Here is a 16,576-nt window from a genome sequence, read left to right on the forward strand (position 1 = left end):
CTTCTCCCCGTCTCTATACGGGGAGAAGGTGCCGGCAGGCGGATGAGGGCAGCGGCGAGATCGAGAATTACCCGAAGCCATGCCTCGGGAACAACCCGGCCCTTTTTCTCATGGAATAGCAGCAGCCGATGACCTTTCGCGAACGCCTTCAGTCCTGGCGCTACAATCTCGTGCCCGACCATCTGGTCGGCGAGATCCTGACCAAGCGCTGGACCGACAACGCCATTCCTTTCCTGGCGCTGGTGGTGACATTGGCGACCTTCGGCTCGATCATTCCGGGCTTCTTCAAGCTCTCCTCGCTGCAGGAATCGACCCGCCAGCTCGGCGAGTTCTCGATGGTCGTCACCGGCATGACCGTGGTGATGCTGGGCGGCGGCATCGATCTCTCGGTCGGTTCGATCTTCGCGCTGTCCTGTTTCTCCGCCGTCTATGTCTTCTTCATCCTGGAACAGTCGATCTGGCTGGCGCTGGCCGCCTCGCTCGCCACCGGCCTCGTGTTCGGCGCGATAAACGGCTACCTCGTCGGCTATCTCCGGCTGCGCGCCTTCCTCACCACGCTGGTGACCTTCATCTTCGGGCGGGCGCTGTTCGACATTCTGGTCATCACCTATGCCGCCGATGTGCAGCTTTCGACCGCTACGTCTGACGTGCTCGATTTCATAGGCGACAGCGCCTTCTGGGGGCTCTCGGTCTCGGTGTGGCTGGCAATCATCCTCGCCATCGTCACCCATATCGCGCTGACGCGCTCGCGGCCCGGCTGGCATGTGCTGGCGGTCGGCGGTTCCCGCCGCTCGGCGCACAATGCCGGCATCCGGGTGCGCCGCACCGTGTTCATGACCTATGTCTTTTCCGGCTTCTGCGCCTCGATCGGCGGCTTTCTCATCGCCTGCCGGTTGAGCGGGGCGGGGCCGGGCACCGGCCTCAACCTGGAGATCATGGCGCTGACCGCTGCGGTGGTCGGCGGCGTCAGCCTCGGCGGCGGGCGCGGTTCGGTGATCAAGGGCCTGATGGGCGCCATCATTGTGCTCACCATGACCAACGGGCTGATCCGGCTCGGCTACGGCACCGGCACCAACCAGATGGTTCTGGGCATCATGCTTGCGGTGGCTGTGACCATCGACATCCGCTGGCTGAAGAACCGCCACAAGGTGCTGAACGAGGTCTATGTCGCGCCGGTCTATCTCAAGATGGGCGAAACACAGTCCGCGGTGCCGGGCTCCGGCACGCCTTACGCGCTCGACAACCGGTTGTCTTCAGCCGACCATATCGGGCTTGGCGAACTGGAGGGGCCTGAAGACGTCATCCTCGACCGCGACGACAATCTCTATTGCGGCACCCGCCATGGCGAGATCGTCCGCTTCTTCGCGCCCGATTATGTCAGGTCGGAAGTGTTCGCCCATATTGGCGGCTTTCCGCTGGGGCTCGCCTTCGACAAATCAGGCAATCTCATCAGCTGCGTTGGCGCGATGGGACTCTATTCCGTGTCGCCTGAGCGCGAGGTGAAGCGTCTGTCGGCCGAGACGTCGCGTTCCTGGACCTCGATCGTCGACGATGCACGGCTGCGCGATCCCAATGATTGCGACATCGCTCCGGACGGGCGCATCTATTTTACGGACTCGACCAAGCGCTACGACGCCCATGACTGGGCGCTGGACTCGATCGAGAACCGCGCCACCGGACGGCTGCTGGTCTACGACCCCAGGGACGGGTCGACCAGGACGCTGCTCGACGGCTATCGCTACACCAATGGTGTGTGCATGGCGCATGACGGCAAGTCGCTGTTCTTCGCCGAAAGCTGGGCCTGCCGCGTGCATCGCTACTGGCTGGAAGGGCCGAAGGCGGGCACCGCCGAATGTGTCATCCGCGACATGCCGGGGTATCCTGACAACATCAACCGGGCCTCGGACGGCAATTACTGGATGGCGTGGCTGGGTATGCGCACGCCGAGCTTCGACCTCTCGCTGCGCCATCCCGACATGCGCAAGCGCATGACGCGCCGGCTGCCGCAGGACGAATGGCTGTTTCCCAACATCAACACCGGCGGCGTGGTGAAATTCAACGAGAAGGGCGGCATCGTCGAGGCGATGGGCGACTTGACGGGCGGCGCGCACCCGATGGTCACCTCGATGCGCGAGCACAAGGGATATCTGTTCGTCGGCGGCATCCTCAACAACCGCATCGGCCGCTACAAGATCAGGGGTGCCGACCCGAACTGGACCAGCCCCGCTTCCTATTGGGGGGCGCAACCATGATCCTCGATCCGATCCTGGATATGTTTCGCGGCAAGGCAGTGACCATCCCGCCGCTCGACGGCGCCTTCCGGCCGAACACGCGGCTCGATGATGCGTCGGCTTTCGCCGAACTGACCGAGCCCGACAATCTGCTGGTTGCCGGTGGCCGGCTGCTCGCCTCAAGCGGCAACGCCGTCCTTGGGATTGCTGTCGGTGTGGAACCCGCCGTGGTCGAGACCTTTCCGTCTCCTGTCACGGCGCTGTCGCTGTCGCCTTCAGGCGAACTCACGGTAGCGCTGGAGAGCGGCAAGCTGTTCATCGCGGCCAGGGAGGTGTCGCTGCCAGCCGGAATCCGTTGCATCACCGCTCTTGCCTATGCCGAGGACGGCGGGCTTTGGCTGGCTAATGGGTCGGCCGAGCACACGCCGTCGCAATGGGCCGCCGATCTGATGAAGAAGGGCGCCTCCGGTTCGCTTTGGAAGCGGGATGCGGCAGGCGGTGAGTTCAGCAAGCTGGCCGGCGACATTGCGTTCCCTTACGGGCTCCATCCCCTCGGTAGGGACGTGCTGGTGAGCGAGAGCTGGCGCCACCAGCTCGTCCGTTTCGATGGCACGACCGGCGATCGCTCGACCGTGCTGACGCATCTGCCCGGTTATCCCGCGCGGCTGTCGCCGGCCGGCGATGGTGGCGCGTGGCTGGCCCTGTTCGCGCCGCGCAACCGGCTGATCGAATTCGTGCTGCAGGAAACGCACTATCGCCAGGACATGATCGGACAGGTGCCGCCGGCCTACTGGATCGCGCCGGCGTTGGCCTCAAACCGCAGCTTCCTCGAGCCGCTGCAATGCGGCGGCATCCGAACCATGGGCATCCACAAGCCGTGGTCGCCGAGCCGCTCCTACGGGCTGGTGGTCAGGCTCGATCAAAACATGCAGCCGCAGTTCAGCCTGCACAGCCGCGCCAACGGCACGCGCCACGGCATCTGCAGCGTGGCGGAAAGGGACGGCGGGCTGTTGATCGCCTCGAAGGGCGGCGACTGCGTGCTGGCCGTCGACCTTGCCTCGGGAGGTTTCTGATGCAACCGATAGTTCGCCTCGAGAACGTCACCAAGAATTACCGCGGCGTGCCCGCGGTGAAGAACGTCACCTTCGAGCTACGCAAGGGCGAAATCCATGCGCTGCTCGGCGAGAACGGTGCCGGCAAGTCGACGCTGACCAAGATCATCGCCGGAGTGGTCGATGCCACCTCGGGCAAGATGTTCCATAAGGGCCAGGAGATCGCCTACGCCTCACCGCATGCCGCGCTCGAAGCGGGCATTGCCATGGTGTTCCAGGAGACCAGCCTGGTGCCGTCGATGACGGTGGCGCAGAACCTCTATCTCGGTACTGAAAAATTCCTCAACCGGCTGCGCGGCACGTATATTTCAGCACAGCAGTTCCTGCAGTCGCTGAATTTTCCGGTCGATCCGAACGCCATGGTGGCGACGCTGGGCGCCGCCAAGCGGCAGATGGTCGAGATCGCGCGCGCCGTGCACCACAATGCCGAGATCATCATCTTCGACGAACCGACAGCGACGCTGACGCCGGAGGAGAAGCGGCATTTCTTCGCACTGATCCGGCGGCTGAAGGCGAACGGTGTCTCGATCGTCTTCATCAGCCACGCGCTGGAAGAGGCATTGATGATTGCCGACCGCATCACCATCCTGCGCGACGGCGAGCTGGTCATCACCGACGACACGTCGGCCTTCGACCGCGACAAGATCGTCGCCGCCATGGTCGGGCGCACGCTGTCGGGCCAGATCTACCGCCAGCGCGATGAGGCCAGGCTGCGCAAGGCCGGCAAGAAAGTGCTGTCGGTGCAGGACATTTCGATGAGCAACGTCGTGCGCAACAATTCCTTCTCGATCTTCGAGGGCCAGATCACCGGCGTGTTCGGCCTGATCGGCTCGGGCCGCACCGAGACGTTCAAGATCGTGTCGGGCATCTACAAGCGCGATTTTTTGCGCGGCGGTGCGATCGAACTGGACGACAGGCCGGTGCGCTATCTCGTGCCGAGCCAAGCGGTGGCCGACGGCATTGTCTATGTCACCGAGGACCGCAAGAGCGAAGGCATCTTCGAGACGATGGGCATCGCCGAGAACCTGTTCGGCGGGCTGCTGGCGGCGGGCCGCGAACAGGCCTGGGTGATCAACCAGCAGGAGTTGCGGCAGCTTTCGGCGGAATGGACCAAGACGCTGAACATCAAGGCGATCAACGACAATGCGCGCGTCGTCGAACTGTCCGGCGGCAACCAGCAGAAGGTGGTGATCGGCAAGGGGCTGGTGCAGAAGCCGCGCATCGTCATCTTCGACGAACCGACGCGCGGCGTCGACGTCGGCGCGATCGCCGAGATCCACCAGATCATCAACCGGCTGGTGGATGAGGGGCTGGCGGTGGTCGTCATCTCGTCCTACCTGCCTGAGATCATGAACCTGTCGGATCGCATTTTGGTTTGCCGGCAAGGGCGCATCGTCGAGGAGTTTTCACCGGCGGAGGCGACGGAGGAGAGGATCATGTACGCGGCGGTGCATTAGGTGGCGAGACAAGGTGGATGATCGCACCATTGGATCGAACACCGGAGGCTAGTCGAGGCATCCGTCATTTCGTCATCCACGGGCGGAGCAAGGAGCGTAGCGACGCGGCGCAGACCCGAGGATCCATGCCGAGACTCAGAAGCGCTGCTATGGTGCAGGATTTGGCTCCGCTGCACTCTACGGTGAAAGTCGCGGCATGGATCCCAGGGTCTCCGCGACGGCGCTTCGCGCCTGCTTCGCCCAGGGATGACGAAGTTTAAGTGCTTCGGCCAACCTTCAAGGCGCCACGCCATTGAGCGCCAAAAACCGAGTCAAAAAAGTTGGTTAGCCGCCGCATTTGCTCGAAACTTGTTTCAACGACCTTATTCATCCAAACGAAAGGACCCGATCATGGCCACCACAAAGCTCCTCAGCGATGCCGAGGTCGAGAAAATCCCGGCGGTGAAGGCGGTGTTCGACGACATCAGGGCGACGCGCAAATCGGATTTCGTCAACAATTTCTGGCGTGGGCTGGCCAATGATCCGGCGGCGCTGAAGCGGATCTGGGAACAGTTGAAGGCTGTGATGGTGGCGGACAGCGCCATCGATCCGCTGACCAAGGAAATGATCTACATCGCGGTGTCGACGGCCAATGGCTGCTCCTACTGCGTCCACTCGCACACGGCGGCGGCGCGCGCCAAGGGCATGACCGACGCGCAGCACGGCGAGCTGGTGTCGATCATCGGGCTCGCCGGCCAGACCAATCATCTGGTTACGGCGATGCAGATTCCAGTCGATCCGCAATTCGAGGTGAAAAGCTAGAGCCGTTCCGGGAAACGCGCATAGCGGCCTTCCATCTGAAATTACGCAAAAACAAAGAGTTAGAGCGGTTCGGTAGTTCTATCGAGCGCTGAACCGCGCCGGCGGCTAGCCGGCCTATCGGCGCGCCGCGCACATTTGTCCCCACGCTGTTAAGGAAGTGACATGTAACGGCACTAAGGAAGCCACACGCGAGGTCGCTCGGTGGTTTTCCGGCAGCCGGCTCTCGCAATGGAGCCGGCATGAAAATCGTCCAGATCACCGATACCCATTTCAGCCCGACCAAGCCGCATTTCAACGGCAATTGGCAGCCGCTCGCCGCCTGGATCGAGCAGAGCGCTGCGAACCTCGTCATCCATACCGGCGATCTCAGCGTCGATGGCGCAGACAAGGATGCCGACATCAGCTTCTGCATGGACCTGATGCGGGAAATCTCAGTCCCGATGCTGCTTGTGCCCGGCAATCACGATGTCGGCCATCTGCCCGGCTCCTTGCAGCAGGTCAATGCGGAACGTCTCGAGCGCTGGCGCCGGCTGGTTGGTCCCGACTATTGGATGGAGGACGCCGGAAACTGGCGGCTCATCGGCCTCGACAGCCTGCTGATGGGCTTTGATGATGCCGAAGAAGAGAACCAGTTCGAATGGCTGCGTGCGGCGCTGGAAAGCCGAGGCGGCCGGCGCGTCGCGCTCTTCGCCCACAAGCCCTTGTTCATCGATGAGCCGGGCGAGGGCGACACCGGTTACTGGAGCATCCGCCCGGCACAGCGGCAGCGTCTCTACGATCTGATCGCCGCCCATGATGTCGCGCTGTTCGCCAGCGGGCACTTGCACCGGGCATGGCAAGGCAAATACCAAAACACTTCGCTGATATGGGGTCCGTCGGCTGCCTTCGTCGTCGGCGACATGGAGCGCGACATGCCGGGCGAGCGGTTGCTCGGCGCCGTCGTGCATGAGTTCGGCGACACGGTCACCAGCGAGATCGTCGCAATTCCCGGCATGACCGTCCATGTCCTCGATGACGTGGTCGAGGAGGTCTACCCGCACGAGGCGCACAAGGTCCGCAGGAAGATCGCGTCATGAGCGCGCTCTCGCTTCGCGGCCTGAACAAGGCCTTTGGCGGCAACGCCGTCCTGAACGGCGTCAGCCTCGATGCCGAAGCGGGCGAGTTCATCGCTCTCGTCGGCCCCTCGGGCTGCGGCAAGAGCACCTTGCTGCGCATCCTTGCTGGGCTCGATCATGCCGACAGCGGCGAGATCTTCGTTGGCGGCAAGGACATGTCGGCGGTCGCCGCGGCCGATCGCAACATCGCCATGGTGTTCCAGTCCTACGCGCTCTATCCGCATCTGACGGCCGGCCAGAACATTGCCGTTCCGCTGGCCATGAAGCGGTTGAGCCGGACACAGCGCCTGCCGCTGGTCGGCTCGGCCCTGCCGGGCCAGAAAGAGATCCGGGCCGGGATTTCGCGGGATGTCCGCGAGATGGCGACGGTGCTCAAGATCGACCATCTGCTTGACCGGAAGCCTGGTCAGATGTCGGGTGGGCAACGGCAGCGCGTCGCGCTGGCGCGCGCCATGGTGCGCCATCCCAGCATCTTCCTGATGGACGAACCTCTGTCCAACCTCGACGCCAATCTGCGCGTCCATGCCCGTGGCGAGATCGTCGAACTGCACCGGCGCGCCGGCGTACCGACGCTCTATGTGACGCATGACCAGGCCGAGGCGCTTTCGATGGCCGACCGCGTGGCGGTGATGATCGGCGGCAATCTGCTGCAACTCGCCGCGCCCGAGGCGATCTACAACGATCCCGCTCATATCGAGGTCGCCCGCTTCGTCGGCCAGCCGAGGATCAACATCATCTCGGCGCTCGCCGAGAATGGCCGCGTCGATTTCTCGGGCACCCGGCTTGCCCTGCTGGAGAAAGTGGCGAACGGCCCGGTCAGCCTCGGCATCCGGCCTGAATTCGTCAAGCTGTCGCCCAGCGGCCGGAGCGGGCTTGCCGGGCGGATCGAGCGTCTGGAATTCCTCGGGTCGGAGGTCATTGCCCATTGCCGGCTCGACGCGTCCGGCGACGTCGTCATCGCCAAGCTTGCGCCGCATGAGGCGAGGGACCTGATTGCGGGAATGCCGGTGGGTATCCTTCTGTCCCCCGAACAGGCCATGGTCTTCGGGCCGGAGGGACGGCGGCTGCGTACGGCAAGTGCCGCGCCAACGCGGCAGGAGCCGGCCTATGTCTAGCATCGTGCTGGCGGGCCGCGCTTCGGATGCGGCGGCACTTCATCGGCGCAGCGAAGACCGCGCCGCCTGGCTGCTGGCGGCTCCGGCGATCGTGCTGTTGCTGCTGTTCGTGCTGCTGCCGGTGGTTGCCGTCATCTTCCTCGGCTTCACCGATTTCGAACTCGGCTATGGCAAATTCCGCTTGGTCGGCTTCGAGAACTACGCGCATCTGATCACCGATCGAACCTTCCGCAAATCATTGTGGAACACATCGGTCTATACGGCGATCGTGGCACCGGTCTCGATCGTGCTCGGTCTCGGCGTCGCCTTGCTGATCGAAGGTGAACCGCGTGCGCGCGGCTTCTTCCGCACCGTCTATTTCCTCCCCGTGGCTTCGCTGATCGTCGCCATGGCGACGGTCTGGCAATATCTCTTCCACCCGACGATCGGGCCGATCAACGCGCTGCTTTCCCTCGCCGGCATTCCCGGTCCGAACTGGCTCGGGGCCTCGAACACCGTGCTCTACAGCCTGTCGATCATCGGCATCTGGCAGTCGGTGGGCTTCAACATGGTGCTGTTCCTGGCGGGCCTGACGGCTATCCCGCGCGAACTCTATGCCGCCGCACACGTCGACGGCGCGAAATCGGCGCTCGACCGGTTCTTCCTGGTCACCTGGCCGATGCTCGGACCGACGACGCTGTTCGTCGTCACCATCAGCATCACCAATGCGGTGAAGGTTTTCGAGACCGTGAAGATGCTGACCGATGGCGGCCCCAACAAGGCGTCGGAAGTGCTGCTGTTCACCATCTACCAGGAAGGTTTCGTCTATCTGCGTGTCGGCTACGCCTCGGCAATGACCGTCGTCTTCCTGGCGATCCTGGTCGTGCTGATGCTTCTCCAGTATCGCGTGCTCGACCGGCGGGTGCACTACACATGACCAGCATCCCGGCCGGCCGCCTCATCCGCTTCGCGCTGCTTTCGCTCGGCGCGCTGATGATCCTTGCCCCCTATATCTTCATGATCTCGACGGCGGGCAAGACGCAGAGCGACATCTTCACCTCGTCGCTGTCGCTCATCCCCGAGCATTTCAACTTCGCCGAGAATTTCGCCAAGGCGTTTGCCAAGGTGCCGATGGCAACGCTGCTGTGGAACGGCGTCATCGTGTGCGGCCTGATCTTCTTCTTTCAGGTGCTGGTCGCCATCCCTTGCGCCTACGCCATGGCCAAGCTGAAATTCCGCGCGGCGCGATTGATGATGGTGCTGGTCATGCTCGGCCTGCTGGTGCCGATCCACGCCACGGCGCTGCCGCTCTATGTCGCCTTCGACCGGATGTCGCTGTTGAACAGCTACACATCGCTGGTGGCGCCTTTCACCATTTCGGTGTTCGCGATCTTCATGTTCCTGCAGTTCTTCCGCGCCATGCCCGACGATCTCATCCACGCGGCGCGGCTCGACGGCATGTCCGAACTGGGCATTGTCGCGCGCGTCATCGTCCCCAACGCCTGGCCGGCCGTCACCGCCTTCGCGATCTTCTCTGTGGTCGCGCACTGGAACGACCTTTACTGGCCGCTGATCGTCGTCAGCAAGCAGGCCTACGCCACGCCGCCGCTCGGCCTGATGTATTTCCGCGCCGCGGAGGCGGGCGACGACTACGGCGCACTGATGGCCGCAACGCTGATCATCACCCTCCCACTCGTCGTCGCCTTCCTGTTCGCACAGAAGCGCTTCGTCGAAGGCATCACCATGACCGGTCTCAAAGGCTGACCGGGTCGAACCAGGAGCACGAGCACATGAAGCAACTTCCCAGGATTCTTGCAGCGGCGGCGGTCTCGCTGACATTCGCCCTTCCGGCCTATGCCGACACGACGCTGACGGTTCATTATCCGATGCCCGGCTTCTTCAAGAACGTGATGGACACGATCTCGAAGAAGTTCATGGCAGAAAACCCCGACATCAAGATCCAGTTCGCCAGCCCGTCCGCCACCTATGAGGAAGGCATCCAGACCATCCTTCGCCAGGCCGGCACCGACGAGATGCCCGACATCACCTTCATCGGCCTCAATCGCCTGCGCATGCTGAACGAGCGCGACGTTGCCGTCGATCTTGGCCCGCTGGTCAAGAAGGAAGGCAACATGGCGGAACTCGGTTTCTCCGACACGATCCTGAAGCTGGCGCAAGTCAACGGCAAGCAGATCGGCCTCGCCTTCGCCACCTCGAACCCGATCATGTATTACAATGCCGACCTAGTGAAGGCCGCCGGCGGCGATCCGGACAACCCGCCCAAGACCTGGGACGAGGTCATCGCGCTCGGCGGCAAGATCAAGGCGCTCGGCAATGGCGTCGACGGCATCGACTTCCGTTGGCAGGGCGACGACTGGATGTTCTCGGCGCTGCTGTTCGGCGCTGGCGGCAAGATGCTGAACGAGGACGAAAGCAAGGTCGCCTTCAATGGGCCGGAAGGCGAGAAGGCCGTCGAGATCCTGGAGCGGATGGTGAAGGAGGGCGGCATGCCGGTCTTCACCAAGCCGGCTGGCGAGCAAGCGTTCGCGGCCGGCAAGGTCGGCTTCGAATTCCAGACCACCGGCGCCCTGGTCAACACGATCAAGAATGTCGGCGACAAGTTCACGCTGCGCACGGCCAAGATCCCGCTGATCGATCCGATCAACGGCCATCTGCCGACCGGCGGCAACGCCGTGGTCATCCTGACCAAGGACGCGGCCAAGCAGGACGCCGCCTGGAAGTTCGCGAAGTTCGCCGCTGGTCCTTATGGCGCGTCGGTCGTCGTGCCCGGCACGGGCTATGTCCCCAACAACGAACTGGCGGCGAAATCGCCGGAATATCTCGGCGATTTCTACAAGAAGAACCCGCTGTTCCAGGCTGGTCTGAGCCAAATGCCGCTGATGGTTCCGTGGTATGCTTTCCCCGGCACCAACGGTGTGAAGGTGACACAGACCATCGTCGACAATCTGTCGCGGATCGTCGACCAGTCGGCAACGCCCAAGGAGGCGCTCGGCGACGCTGCAAGCGACGTCGAAGGCATGCTGCCCACGCAATAAGGAAGCACGGCGGCTCTTCCTTCCCCCCTTGTGGGAGAAGGTGGCCTCGCGAAGCGAGGTCGGATGAGGGGTGCTCCAGGGAACGCCAACGTCTCACTCCGCTGGAACACCCCTCATCCGTCTCGGCGCTGCGCGCCGATCCACCTTCTCCCACAAGAAGGGGAGAAGGAAGACCGCTGCGTTAAACCGGCCGATACACCCGCTCCGCCGTATTCCAGAAGATATCCGCCTCGGCGGCCGGACCGTGCTTCGCCACCGCATCGCGGTGCGCCTTGATCAGTTCGGCGTGGGTGGTCCACAGCTTTTCGATCGGGAAGTTCGAGCCGAACATCAGGTGATCGGCTCCGAGAATGTCGATCGCATTGTCGACGATATAGGCGATCAGCGCCGGGTCGTTGCGGTGGACGAAAGTGCCGAGACCGGAGAGCTTGGCATAGAAATTGGGCGCAGCCGACAGCGTGCGCAGGCCGGCCTTCCAGGCCTCGGTGGTTTCCGTGTCCATGCCGGTCAGCATGCCGGCATGGGTGAGGATGAATTTGGTTTGCGGATTCTCGCCGACCAGCGCCAGCCCGTCCTTCATCTGGGCGGGGAAGAGCTGCAGGTCGAAGGACAGGTCGTAATCTTTCAGCCGCGCGACATTGGCGCGCACTCTCGGGTCGATCACCTGGTCGGCCGAGGCGGCGAAGCGGAAGGCCGGCGTCTCGTGCCAGTGCAGCTGCATGCGCACGCCGCGCAGCAGCGGATATTTTTTCAAGCGGTCGATCTGAGACCTGACATCGTCGACCGTCATGTCGGCATAGCCGACGATGGCGTGCGGCCAGCCGGTTTCATCTGCCGTTTTCTGCAGGAAGGCGACTTCCTTTTCGAAATCCTCCTTGGCCCAGTTGGTCTGGACATAGACCGCTTTTTCTACGCCGGAACCCTGCTGGTCGGCGAGAAACTCCCCGATCGGATAATCGCGGCGGATCGGCTCGTAAGGGCCGAAGATGCGCGGCACCATCGGCCCGACCAGCCAGGGCTGGTCCTGCTGGCGCCAGATGTGGAAATGCGCGTCGATGGCTTTTTGCATCACGATACCCTCTTCCAGATTGCCGCCGCCACGGGCGCGGGGCGGGCAAGCGACAGGATGAAATCGGTGAGACCGGCAAGTGACGAGCCGTCGACCAGATCGTCAAGCACTGGCAGGATGGCACTGAGCGCGGCGGTCTCCGGCCGGAAGCGCGGGTCGCCGGCCAAAGGGGTCGCCAGCGACAGCCGGAAGGCGCGGGCGCTCAGCCGGCGCATCGCCGTTTCCAGCTCGGCATGATCGCCGCGCTCCAGCGCGTCGGACAGGATGACGACGGCCGCACCGCGCGCGAAGGAGGAGAAACGCGGCACGGAGAGGAAGGCAAGCAGCGTCGGCCCCATGCGGGTGCCTCCGTCCCAGTCGTCGACCTGGGCGGCCGCGCGCGCCAGCGCTTGGTCCCGGTCGCGGACGCGCAACGCCGTGGTGATGCGGGTCAGACGCGTGCCGAAGGTGAATATTTCTGCCCGGTCAGCACCCTGCACGGCGGCATGCGCCAGCTTGAGATAGTCCGCTGTGTGCAACTTCATCGAGCCTGAAACGTCGATGAGGATCAGCAGCTTGCGCGGCACGGTCTGGCGGCGGCGCAGCAGCGGCGAGGGGACATCGCCATCGGCGCTGACGATTTCCCTGAGCGAGCGGCGCAGGTCGAGCTTGCCGCGTGAATGGGTGCGCACGGTGCGAAACGAGCGACGCGCGGGGAGCGCGGATGACAGTTGGCGGCGAAAGGCGGTCAGCCTGTCGTCGTCGCGCTGGAAGTCGCGGGTGCTCAACTGCTCCAGCGCCGAGGACAGTTCGCCGCCTTCCTGTTGCCGCTCGGCTTCGATCCGTTCGTCGTCGGCGCCGCCATCATCCTTGATGCGGGTCTCGTCGTCGGCGTCGCCTTCGACAACGGCTGATGTGTTGCCGTAGAAATGGCTTTGGAAATGCGCCTCGAATTCGTCGCGGCGATCCGGCGGCGGCGCCAACGTGGCAAGGGCCGCCTCGCGGATATCGGCCATCGAGCGGGGGCCAAGCAAGGTTATCGCCTGCATGAAGCCGGAGGCTTGTTCGGGGGCAATGGCGAAACCGTACTGGCGCAGCAGTCGGGCGAAGCCGAGGAAGGGTGCCGAGGCCGGAGGTAGGCTACGGTCGCGCGGCATGGCAGAAATATTCCGACCGTTGCGTTCCTTCGCGCCCCCCTCTGTCCTGCCGGACATCTCCCCCACGAGGGGGGAGATCGGATGTCATCCCGGCTTTCGCCAATCTCCAACGTAGCAGGATTGAGCGAAGCGCCGAGGTTGCTAATCTCCCCCCTTGTGGGGGAGATGTCCGACAGGACAGAGGGGGGCGCTGTCCCGCCGACGTTAGAGACAGAGGCTCGTTGACTCCCCGCATCACGCCAGCGCCTCCTCGACGATACGGCCAAGCTCCGGCGCGATGTAGGACAGGTCTTCCTCGTCCTTGATCAGCACGCCGATGGCGCGGCGGAAGGCTTCCGGCCAGGGGCTACCGCCTTTTTCAAGAATGGTCGCGGCATTGGCCCATTCGACCGCCTCGGCGATGCCGGGTGGCTTGGCGAGCGGCCGGGCGCGGATGGTCTGTACAGCCGCCGCCACGGCGCGAGCAGTGGCCTGCGCCACATCGCCGGCGCGCAGCATGATGATGGCGGCCTCGCGTTCGGCGTCGGGATAGCCGATCCAGTGATAGACGCAGCGGCGGCGCAGCGCTTCGGCAAGTTCGCGGGTGCGGTTCGAGGTCAGCACGACGATCGGCTGTGCCTCGGCACGGATGGTGCCGCGCTCGGGAATGCTGATCTGGAAGTCGGAGAGGAACTCCAGCAGCAGCGCTTCGAATTCATGGTCCGAACGATCGATCTCATCGACCAGCAGCACACGCTGCTGCGGCGCCTTCAGTACTTGCAACAGCGGACGGGCGATGAGGAAACGGTCGTCATAGATGTCGATCTCGTGCTCGCCGGCATCGCGGATGGCGAGCAACTGGCGCTGATAATTCCATTCGTAGAGCGCGTGCGCGGCGTCGATGCCTTCGTAGCATTGCAGCCGCACCAGATCGCGCCCGAGCAGCGCGGCGATCGCCTTGGCCGCTTCCGTCTTGCCGACGCCCGGCGCGCCTTCGAGCAGCAGCGGCTTGCCGAGCCGGATAGCAAGAAAGATGGCGGTGGCGAGGCTTTCGTCGGCCAGATAGCGCGAGGCGGCGAGATGCTGTGCCACCGCCTCCGGCGAGGTCGCGACAGTCTCGGTGTTCACCTCGGGCATTTTCGGCACTCAGTTCGCTTGCGCCTTCAGCGCCCGCAAAATGCGCTCCGGCGTGATCGGCAGCGTGTCGATGCGCACGCCGACGGCGTCGAAGACGGCATTGGCGACCGCCGGTATTTGCGGGTTGGCGCACATTTCGCCCGGCCCCTTGGCGCCATATGGTCCGTCGCCGGACGGACGCTCCAGAACGATGATTTCGGTCTCGGCGAGGTCGCCGGGACCGGGCATCAAATACTGGTTGAAATCGGTGCCGCCATGGTCGCGGTTGGGATAATAGGGCTCGGTCGTCTCGTAGAGTGCGTGGCTGATGCCCATCCAGGAGCCGCCGACCAGCTGCTGCTCGACCATTTTCGGGTTCAGCGCGCGGCCGATCTCGAAGACGTTCTTCACGGTGAGCACGGTCACTTCGCCGGTCTCGTCGTCGACCTCGACTTCAGCGACCGTGCACGCATGCGCGTAGCAGGTCGACGGCTTCATCGCGCCGGTTTCCTTCTCCGGATAGGAGCGGGGGATCAAAAACATGCCGCGGCCGGAGATCGAGCGGCCGCGTTTGAAATGCGCCGACAGCGCGACGTCGAAGATCGAGATCGACTTTTGCGGCGCGCCCTTGACCAATATGTTGCCCTGGCCGTCGGTTTCGAGGTCCGAGGCATTCACCTCCAGCTCTTCAGCGGCCACTTCCAGCATCACCTGACGGGCCTCCTTGGCGGCCTGGATCACGGCATTGCCAGCGCGGTGGGTGCCGCGCGAGGCGAAGGTGCCCATGCAGTGCGGGCCGGTGTCGGTGTCGGCGGTGTCGACGACGACGCGGTCGGTCGGCACGCCGATTGTCTCGGCGCAGATCTGCGCCATGATCTGCTTCATGCCCTGGCCGAGATCGACACTGGAAAGCGTCACCATGAAATTGCCGGTCGGGGTCGAATGCACCAGCGCCTGGGTCGGATCGCCGCCGAGATTCATGCCCGTGGGGTAGTTGATCGCGGCGACGCCGCGTCCACGCCGGATCGCCATCTCAGGCTCCCTTCTTGTAGGAGGACATCGCCATGTATTTCTCCGCCACCGGCCAGTTGGCGGCGCGCGCTGCTTCCTGCATGCACTCGATCAGTGCCGCGCCCTCGGTCGGCTGGCGATGCGCTTTCATGTCGCCGTCGCGATAGGCGTTGATGAAGCGGAATTCGAGCGGGTCCATGGCGATCAGCCGCGCCAGCTTGTCCATCTGCACCTCCAGCGCGAAGTCGCCGATGGTGACGCCGAAGCCGCGCATGGCCGACGACGGGGTGCGGTTGGTGTAGACGCAGTAGGTGTCGATCCAGACATTGGGAATGGTGTAGGGGCCGGGATAGTGCCCGGCGCCCTTCTGCGCGCCATAGGGCGAGTGGCGAGAGTAGGCGCCGGCATCGGTGTAGCCTGTGACTTTGCGCGCTACGATGCGGCCGTCCTTCATGACGCCGTCCTTGATGACGACTTTTTCGGCCGCGCGCGGCGAGGAGATCTGCATCTCCTCCTCCCGGCTGTAGATAAAACAGACCGGTCGCCCGGTTAATTTTGCGCCGAGGATGGCGATCGGCTCGACGATGACATCGACCTTGCCGCCAAAGCCGCCGCCGACGGTGCCGCCGACGAAATGCAGCTTCGAGCCCGGCATCTGCAGGATGATCGAAGTGTTGTCGAGGGTGAAGAACATCGCCTGGGTGTTGGTGTAGCAGGTGAAGCGATCATTGCCTTCGGGCGCCACCACGCAGCCGGTGGTCTCGGTCGGCGCGTGCTCGATGGGTGACGACTGATAGCTTTGCTCCAGCACGTGATCGGCCTCGGCAAAGCCCGCCTCGACATCGCCGAAGCGCACCTTGCGGCACTCGCCGCTGTCATAGAGGTAATAATTCTGGCCGTGATATTCGTTGACGATGGGCGCGCCGGGCTTCAGTGCTTCCTCCATGTCGAACACCGCTGGCAGCACTTCGTAGTCGACCTTGACCTTGGCGGCGGCTTCCTGGGCGGCCCGCTCGGTTTCGGCCAGCACCGCCACCACGGCCTCGCCCTTCCAGCGCACCTTGCCGTCGGCCAGCACCGTCTCATCCTCGGGTCCGATCTGGATCAAGATCAGGATGGTGTAGACATTGTGCGGCACGTCCTTGGCCGTCAGCACCTTGACGACGCCCGGATGCTTTTCGGCCTCGGAGGTGTCGATCGAGCGGATGCGGGCATGGTGGTGCGGGCTGCGCACCATCTTCAGATGCAGCATGCCGGGGAAGTTACGGTCGGCGAAAAAGGTGGTCTTGCCGGTGACGTGGCCGGGCGAATCCGAGCGTGGCCGGGCCTGGCCGATCTCGTGCAGATCGTCCTTGCGGACATCGGCGAAGTAGCTCTTGCGCAGTTCCATTCTTTTGGT

14 protein-coding genes are annotated in these 16,576 nt (G+C 63.8%); 9 read left to right on the plus strand and 5 right to left on the minus strand.

The features are described 5' to 3' along the window. Nucleotides 1-128 precede the first annotated feature (128 nt). The 9 genes from EN861_RS25205 to EN861_RS25245 all read left to right on the plus strand — a co-directional run bounded on the left by EN861_RS25205 (nucleotide 129) and on the right by EN861_RS25245 (nucleotide 10,866). On the plus strand, nucleotides 129-2,252 hold the full coding sequence (locus EN861_RS25205; RefSeq protein ID WP_135866238.1) for an SMP-30/gluconolactonase/LRE family protein: 2,124 nt from the start codon (nucleotides 129-131) through the stop codon (nucleotides 2,250-2,252). Further along, nucleotides 2,249-3,304, plus strand: a complete 1,056-nt coding sequence (locus tag EN861_RS25210) for a hypothetical protein (RefSeq protein ID WP_127278343.1) — start codon at nucleotides 2,249-2,251, stop codon at nucleotides 3,302-3,304. The genes EN861_RS25205 and EN861_RS25210 overlap by 4 nt, the downstream gene beginning before the upstream one ends. Continuing rightward, nucleotides 3,304-4,800 (plus strand): sugar ABC transporter ATP-binding protein, encoded by a 1,497-nt coding sequence (locus EN861_RS25215; RefSeq protein WP_127278344.1) that lies wholly within the window; start codon nucleotides 3,304-3,306, stop codon nucleotides 4,798-4,800. Before EN861_RS25210 ends, EN861_RS25215 begins: the two co-directional genes overlap by 1 nt. A gap of 390 nt (nucleotides 4,801-5,190) precedes the next feature. After that, nucleotides 5,191-5,601: a carboxymuconolactone decarboxylase family protein gene (locus tag EN861_RS25220; RefSeq protein WP_127278345.1), complete on the plus strand. Its 411-nt coding sequence runs from the start codon at nucleotides 5,191-5,193 to the stop codon at nucleotides 5,599-5,601. 239 nt (nucleotides 5,602-5,840) lie between these two features. Beyond that, the gene (locus EN861_RS25225) at nucleotides 5,841-6,677 is read left to right on the plus strand and encodes a metallophosphoesterase (protein ID WP_135866240.1); all 837 of its coding nucleotides are present in this window, start codon (nucleotides 5,841-5,843) and stop codon (nucleotides 6,675-6,677) included. Beyond that, on the plus strand, nucleotides 6,674-7,831 hold the full coding sequence (locus EN861_RS25230) for an ABC transporter ATP-binding protein (RefSeq protein WP_135866242.1): 1,158 nt from the start codon (nucleotides 6,674-6,676) through the stop codon (nucleotides 7,829-7,831). The genes EN861_RS25225 and EN861_RS25230 overlap by 4 nt, the downstream gene beginning before the upstream one ends. Beyond that, the gene (locus tag EN861_RS25235) at nucleotides 7,824-8,747 is read left to right on the plus strand and encodes a sugar ABC transporter permease (protein WP_135866244.1); all 924 of its coding nucleotides are present in this window, start codon (nucleotides 7,824-7,826) and stop codon (nucleotides 8,745-8,747) included. Before EN861_RS25230 ends, EN861_RS25235 begins: the two co-directional genes overlap by 8 nt. Continuing rightward, nucleotides 8,744-9,574: a carbohydrate ABC transporter permease gene (locus EN861_RS25240; RefSeq protein ID WP_135866246.1), complete on the plus strand. Its 831-nt coding sequence runs from the start codon at nucleotides 8,744-8,746 to the stop codon at nucleotides 9,572-9,574. The genes EN861_RS25235 and EN861_RS25240 overlap by 4 nt, the downstream gene beginning before the upstream one ends. A gap of 26 nt (nucleotides 9,575-9,600) precedes the next feature. Then, the gene (locus tag EN861_RS25245) at nucleotides 9,601-10,866 is read left to right on the plus strand and encodes an ABC transporter substrate-binding protein (RefSeq protein ID WP_135866248.1); all 1,266 of its coding nucleotides are present in this window, start codon (nucleotides 9,601-9,603) and stop codon (nucleotides 10,864-10,866) included. A 181-nt stretch (nucleotides 10,867-11,047) separates the two neighbouring features. Here EN861_RS25245 and EN861_RS25250 read toward each other — a convergent pair whose 3' ends face one another. The 5 genes from EN861_RS25250 to EN861_RS36675 form a co-directional block, all read right to left on the minus strand. Then, the gene (locus EN861_RS25250; protein ID WP_189343729.1) at nucleotides 11,048-11,935 is read right to left on the minus strand and encodes an amidohydrolase; all 888 of its coding nucleotides are present in this window, start codon (nucleotides 11,933-11,935) and stop codon (nucleotides 11,048-11,050) included. After that, a complete protein-coding gene (locus EN861_RS25255; RefSeq protein WP_135866253.1) occupies nucleotides 11,935-13,071 on the minus strand; it encodes a VWA domain-containing protein in 1,137 nt (378 codons plus the stop codon). Before EN861_RS25255 ends, EN861_RS25250 begins: the two co-directional genes overlap by 1 nt. A 234-nt stretch (nucleotides 13,072-13,305) precedes the next feature. After that, the gene (locus tag EN861_RS25265) at nucleotides 13,306-14,187 is read right to left on the minus strand and encodes a MoxR family ATPase (protein ID WP_135866255.1); all 882 of its coding nucleotides are present in this window, start codon (nucleotides 14,185-14,187) and stop codon (nucleotides 13,306-13,308) included. A 9-nt stretch (nucleotides 14,188-14,196) separates the two neighbouring features. Next, nucleotides 14,197-15,198, minus strand: a complete 1,002-nt coding sequence (locus tag EN861_RS36670; RefSeq protein WP_127873194.1) for a molybdopterin cofactor-binding domain-containing protein — start codon at nucleotides 15,196-15,198, stop codon at nucleotides 14,197-14,199. Nucleotide 15,199: 1 nt separating this feature from the next. Beyond that, the gene (locus tag EN861_RS36675) at nucleotides 15,200-16,567 is read right to left on the minus strand and encodes a xanthine dehydrogenase family protein molybdopterin-binding subunit (RefSeq protein ID WP_135866257.1); all 1,368 of its coding nucleotides are present in this window, start codon (nucleotides 16,565-16,567) and stop codon (nucleotides 15,200-15,202) included. Nucleotides 16,568-16,576 lie beyond the last annotated feature (9 nt).

Source organism: Mesorhizobium sp. M8A.F.Ca.ET.218.01.1.1, assembly GCF_004791165.1.
GTDB lineage: Bacteria > Pseudomonadota > Alphaproteobacteria > Rhizobiales > Rhizobiaceae > Mesorhizobium.

What these genes read in the sequence shown, in the direction of transcription:
- EN861_RS25225 (WP_135866240.1), top strand. Translation starts at nt 5,841, where the DNA reads ATGAAAATCGTCCAGATCACCGATACCCATTTCAGCCCGACCAAGCCG.
- EN861_RS25235 (WP_135866244.1), top strand. Translation starts at nt 7,824, where the DNA reads ATGTCTAGCATCGTGCTGGCGGGCCGCGCTTCGGATGCGGCGGCACTT.
- EN861_RS25215 (WP_127278344.1), top strand. Translation starts at nt 3,304, where the DNA reads ATGCAACCGATAGTTCGCCTCGAGAACGTCACCAAGAATTACCGCGGC.
- EN861_RS25205 (WP_135866238.1), top strand. Translation starts at nt 129, where the DNA reads ATGACCTTTCGCGAACGCCTTCAGTCCTGGCGCTACAATCTCGTGCCC.
- EN861_RS25230 (WP_135866242.1), top strand. Translation starts at nt 6,674, where the DNA reads ATGAGCGCGCTCTCGCTTCGCGGCCTGAACAAGGCCTTTGGCGGCAAC.
- EN861_RS25265 (WP_135866255.1), bottom strand. Translation starts at nt 14,187, where the DNA reads ATGCCCGAGGTGAACACCGAGACTGTCGCGACCTCGCCGGAGGCGGTG.
- EN861_RS36670 (WP_127873194.1), bottom strand. Translation starts at nt 15,198, where the DNA reads ATGGCGATCCGGCGTGGACGCGGCGTCGCCGCGATCAACTACCCCACG.
- EN861_RS25220 (WP_127278345.1), top strand. Translation starts at nt 5,191, where the DNA reads ATGGCCACCACAAAGCTCCTCAGCGATGCCGAGGTCGAGAAAATCCCG.
- EN861_RS25245 (WP_135866248.1), top strand. Translation starts at nt 9,601, where the DNA reads ATGAAGCAACTTCCCAGGATTCTTGCAGCGGCGGCGGTCTCGCTGACA.
- EN861_RS25250 (WP_189343729.1), bottom strand. Translation starts at nt 11,935, where the DNA reads ATGCAAAAAGCCATCGACGCGCATTTCCACATCTGGCGCCAGCAGGAC.
- EN861_RS36675 (WP_135866257.1), bottom strand. Translation starts at nt 16,567, where the DNA reads ATGGAACTGCGCAAGAGCTACTTCGCCGATGTCCGCAAGGACGATCTG.
- EN861_RS25210 (WP_127278343.1), top strand. Translation starts at nt 2,249, where the DNA reads ATGATCCTCGATCCGATCCTGGATATGTTTCGCGGCAAGGCAGTGACC.
- EN861_RS25240 (WP_135866246.1), top strand. Translation starts at nt 8,744, where the DNA reads ATGACCAGCATCCCGGCCGGCCGCCTCATCCGCTTCGCGCTGCTTTCG.
- EN861_RS25255 (WP_135866253.1), bottom strand. Translation starts at nt 13,071, where the DNA reads ATGCCGCGCGACCGTAGCCTACCTCCGGCCTCGGCACCCTTCCTCGGC.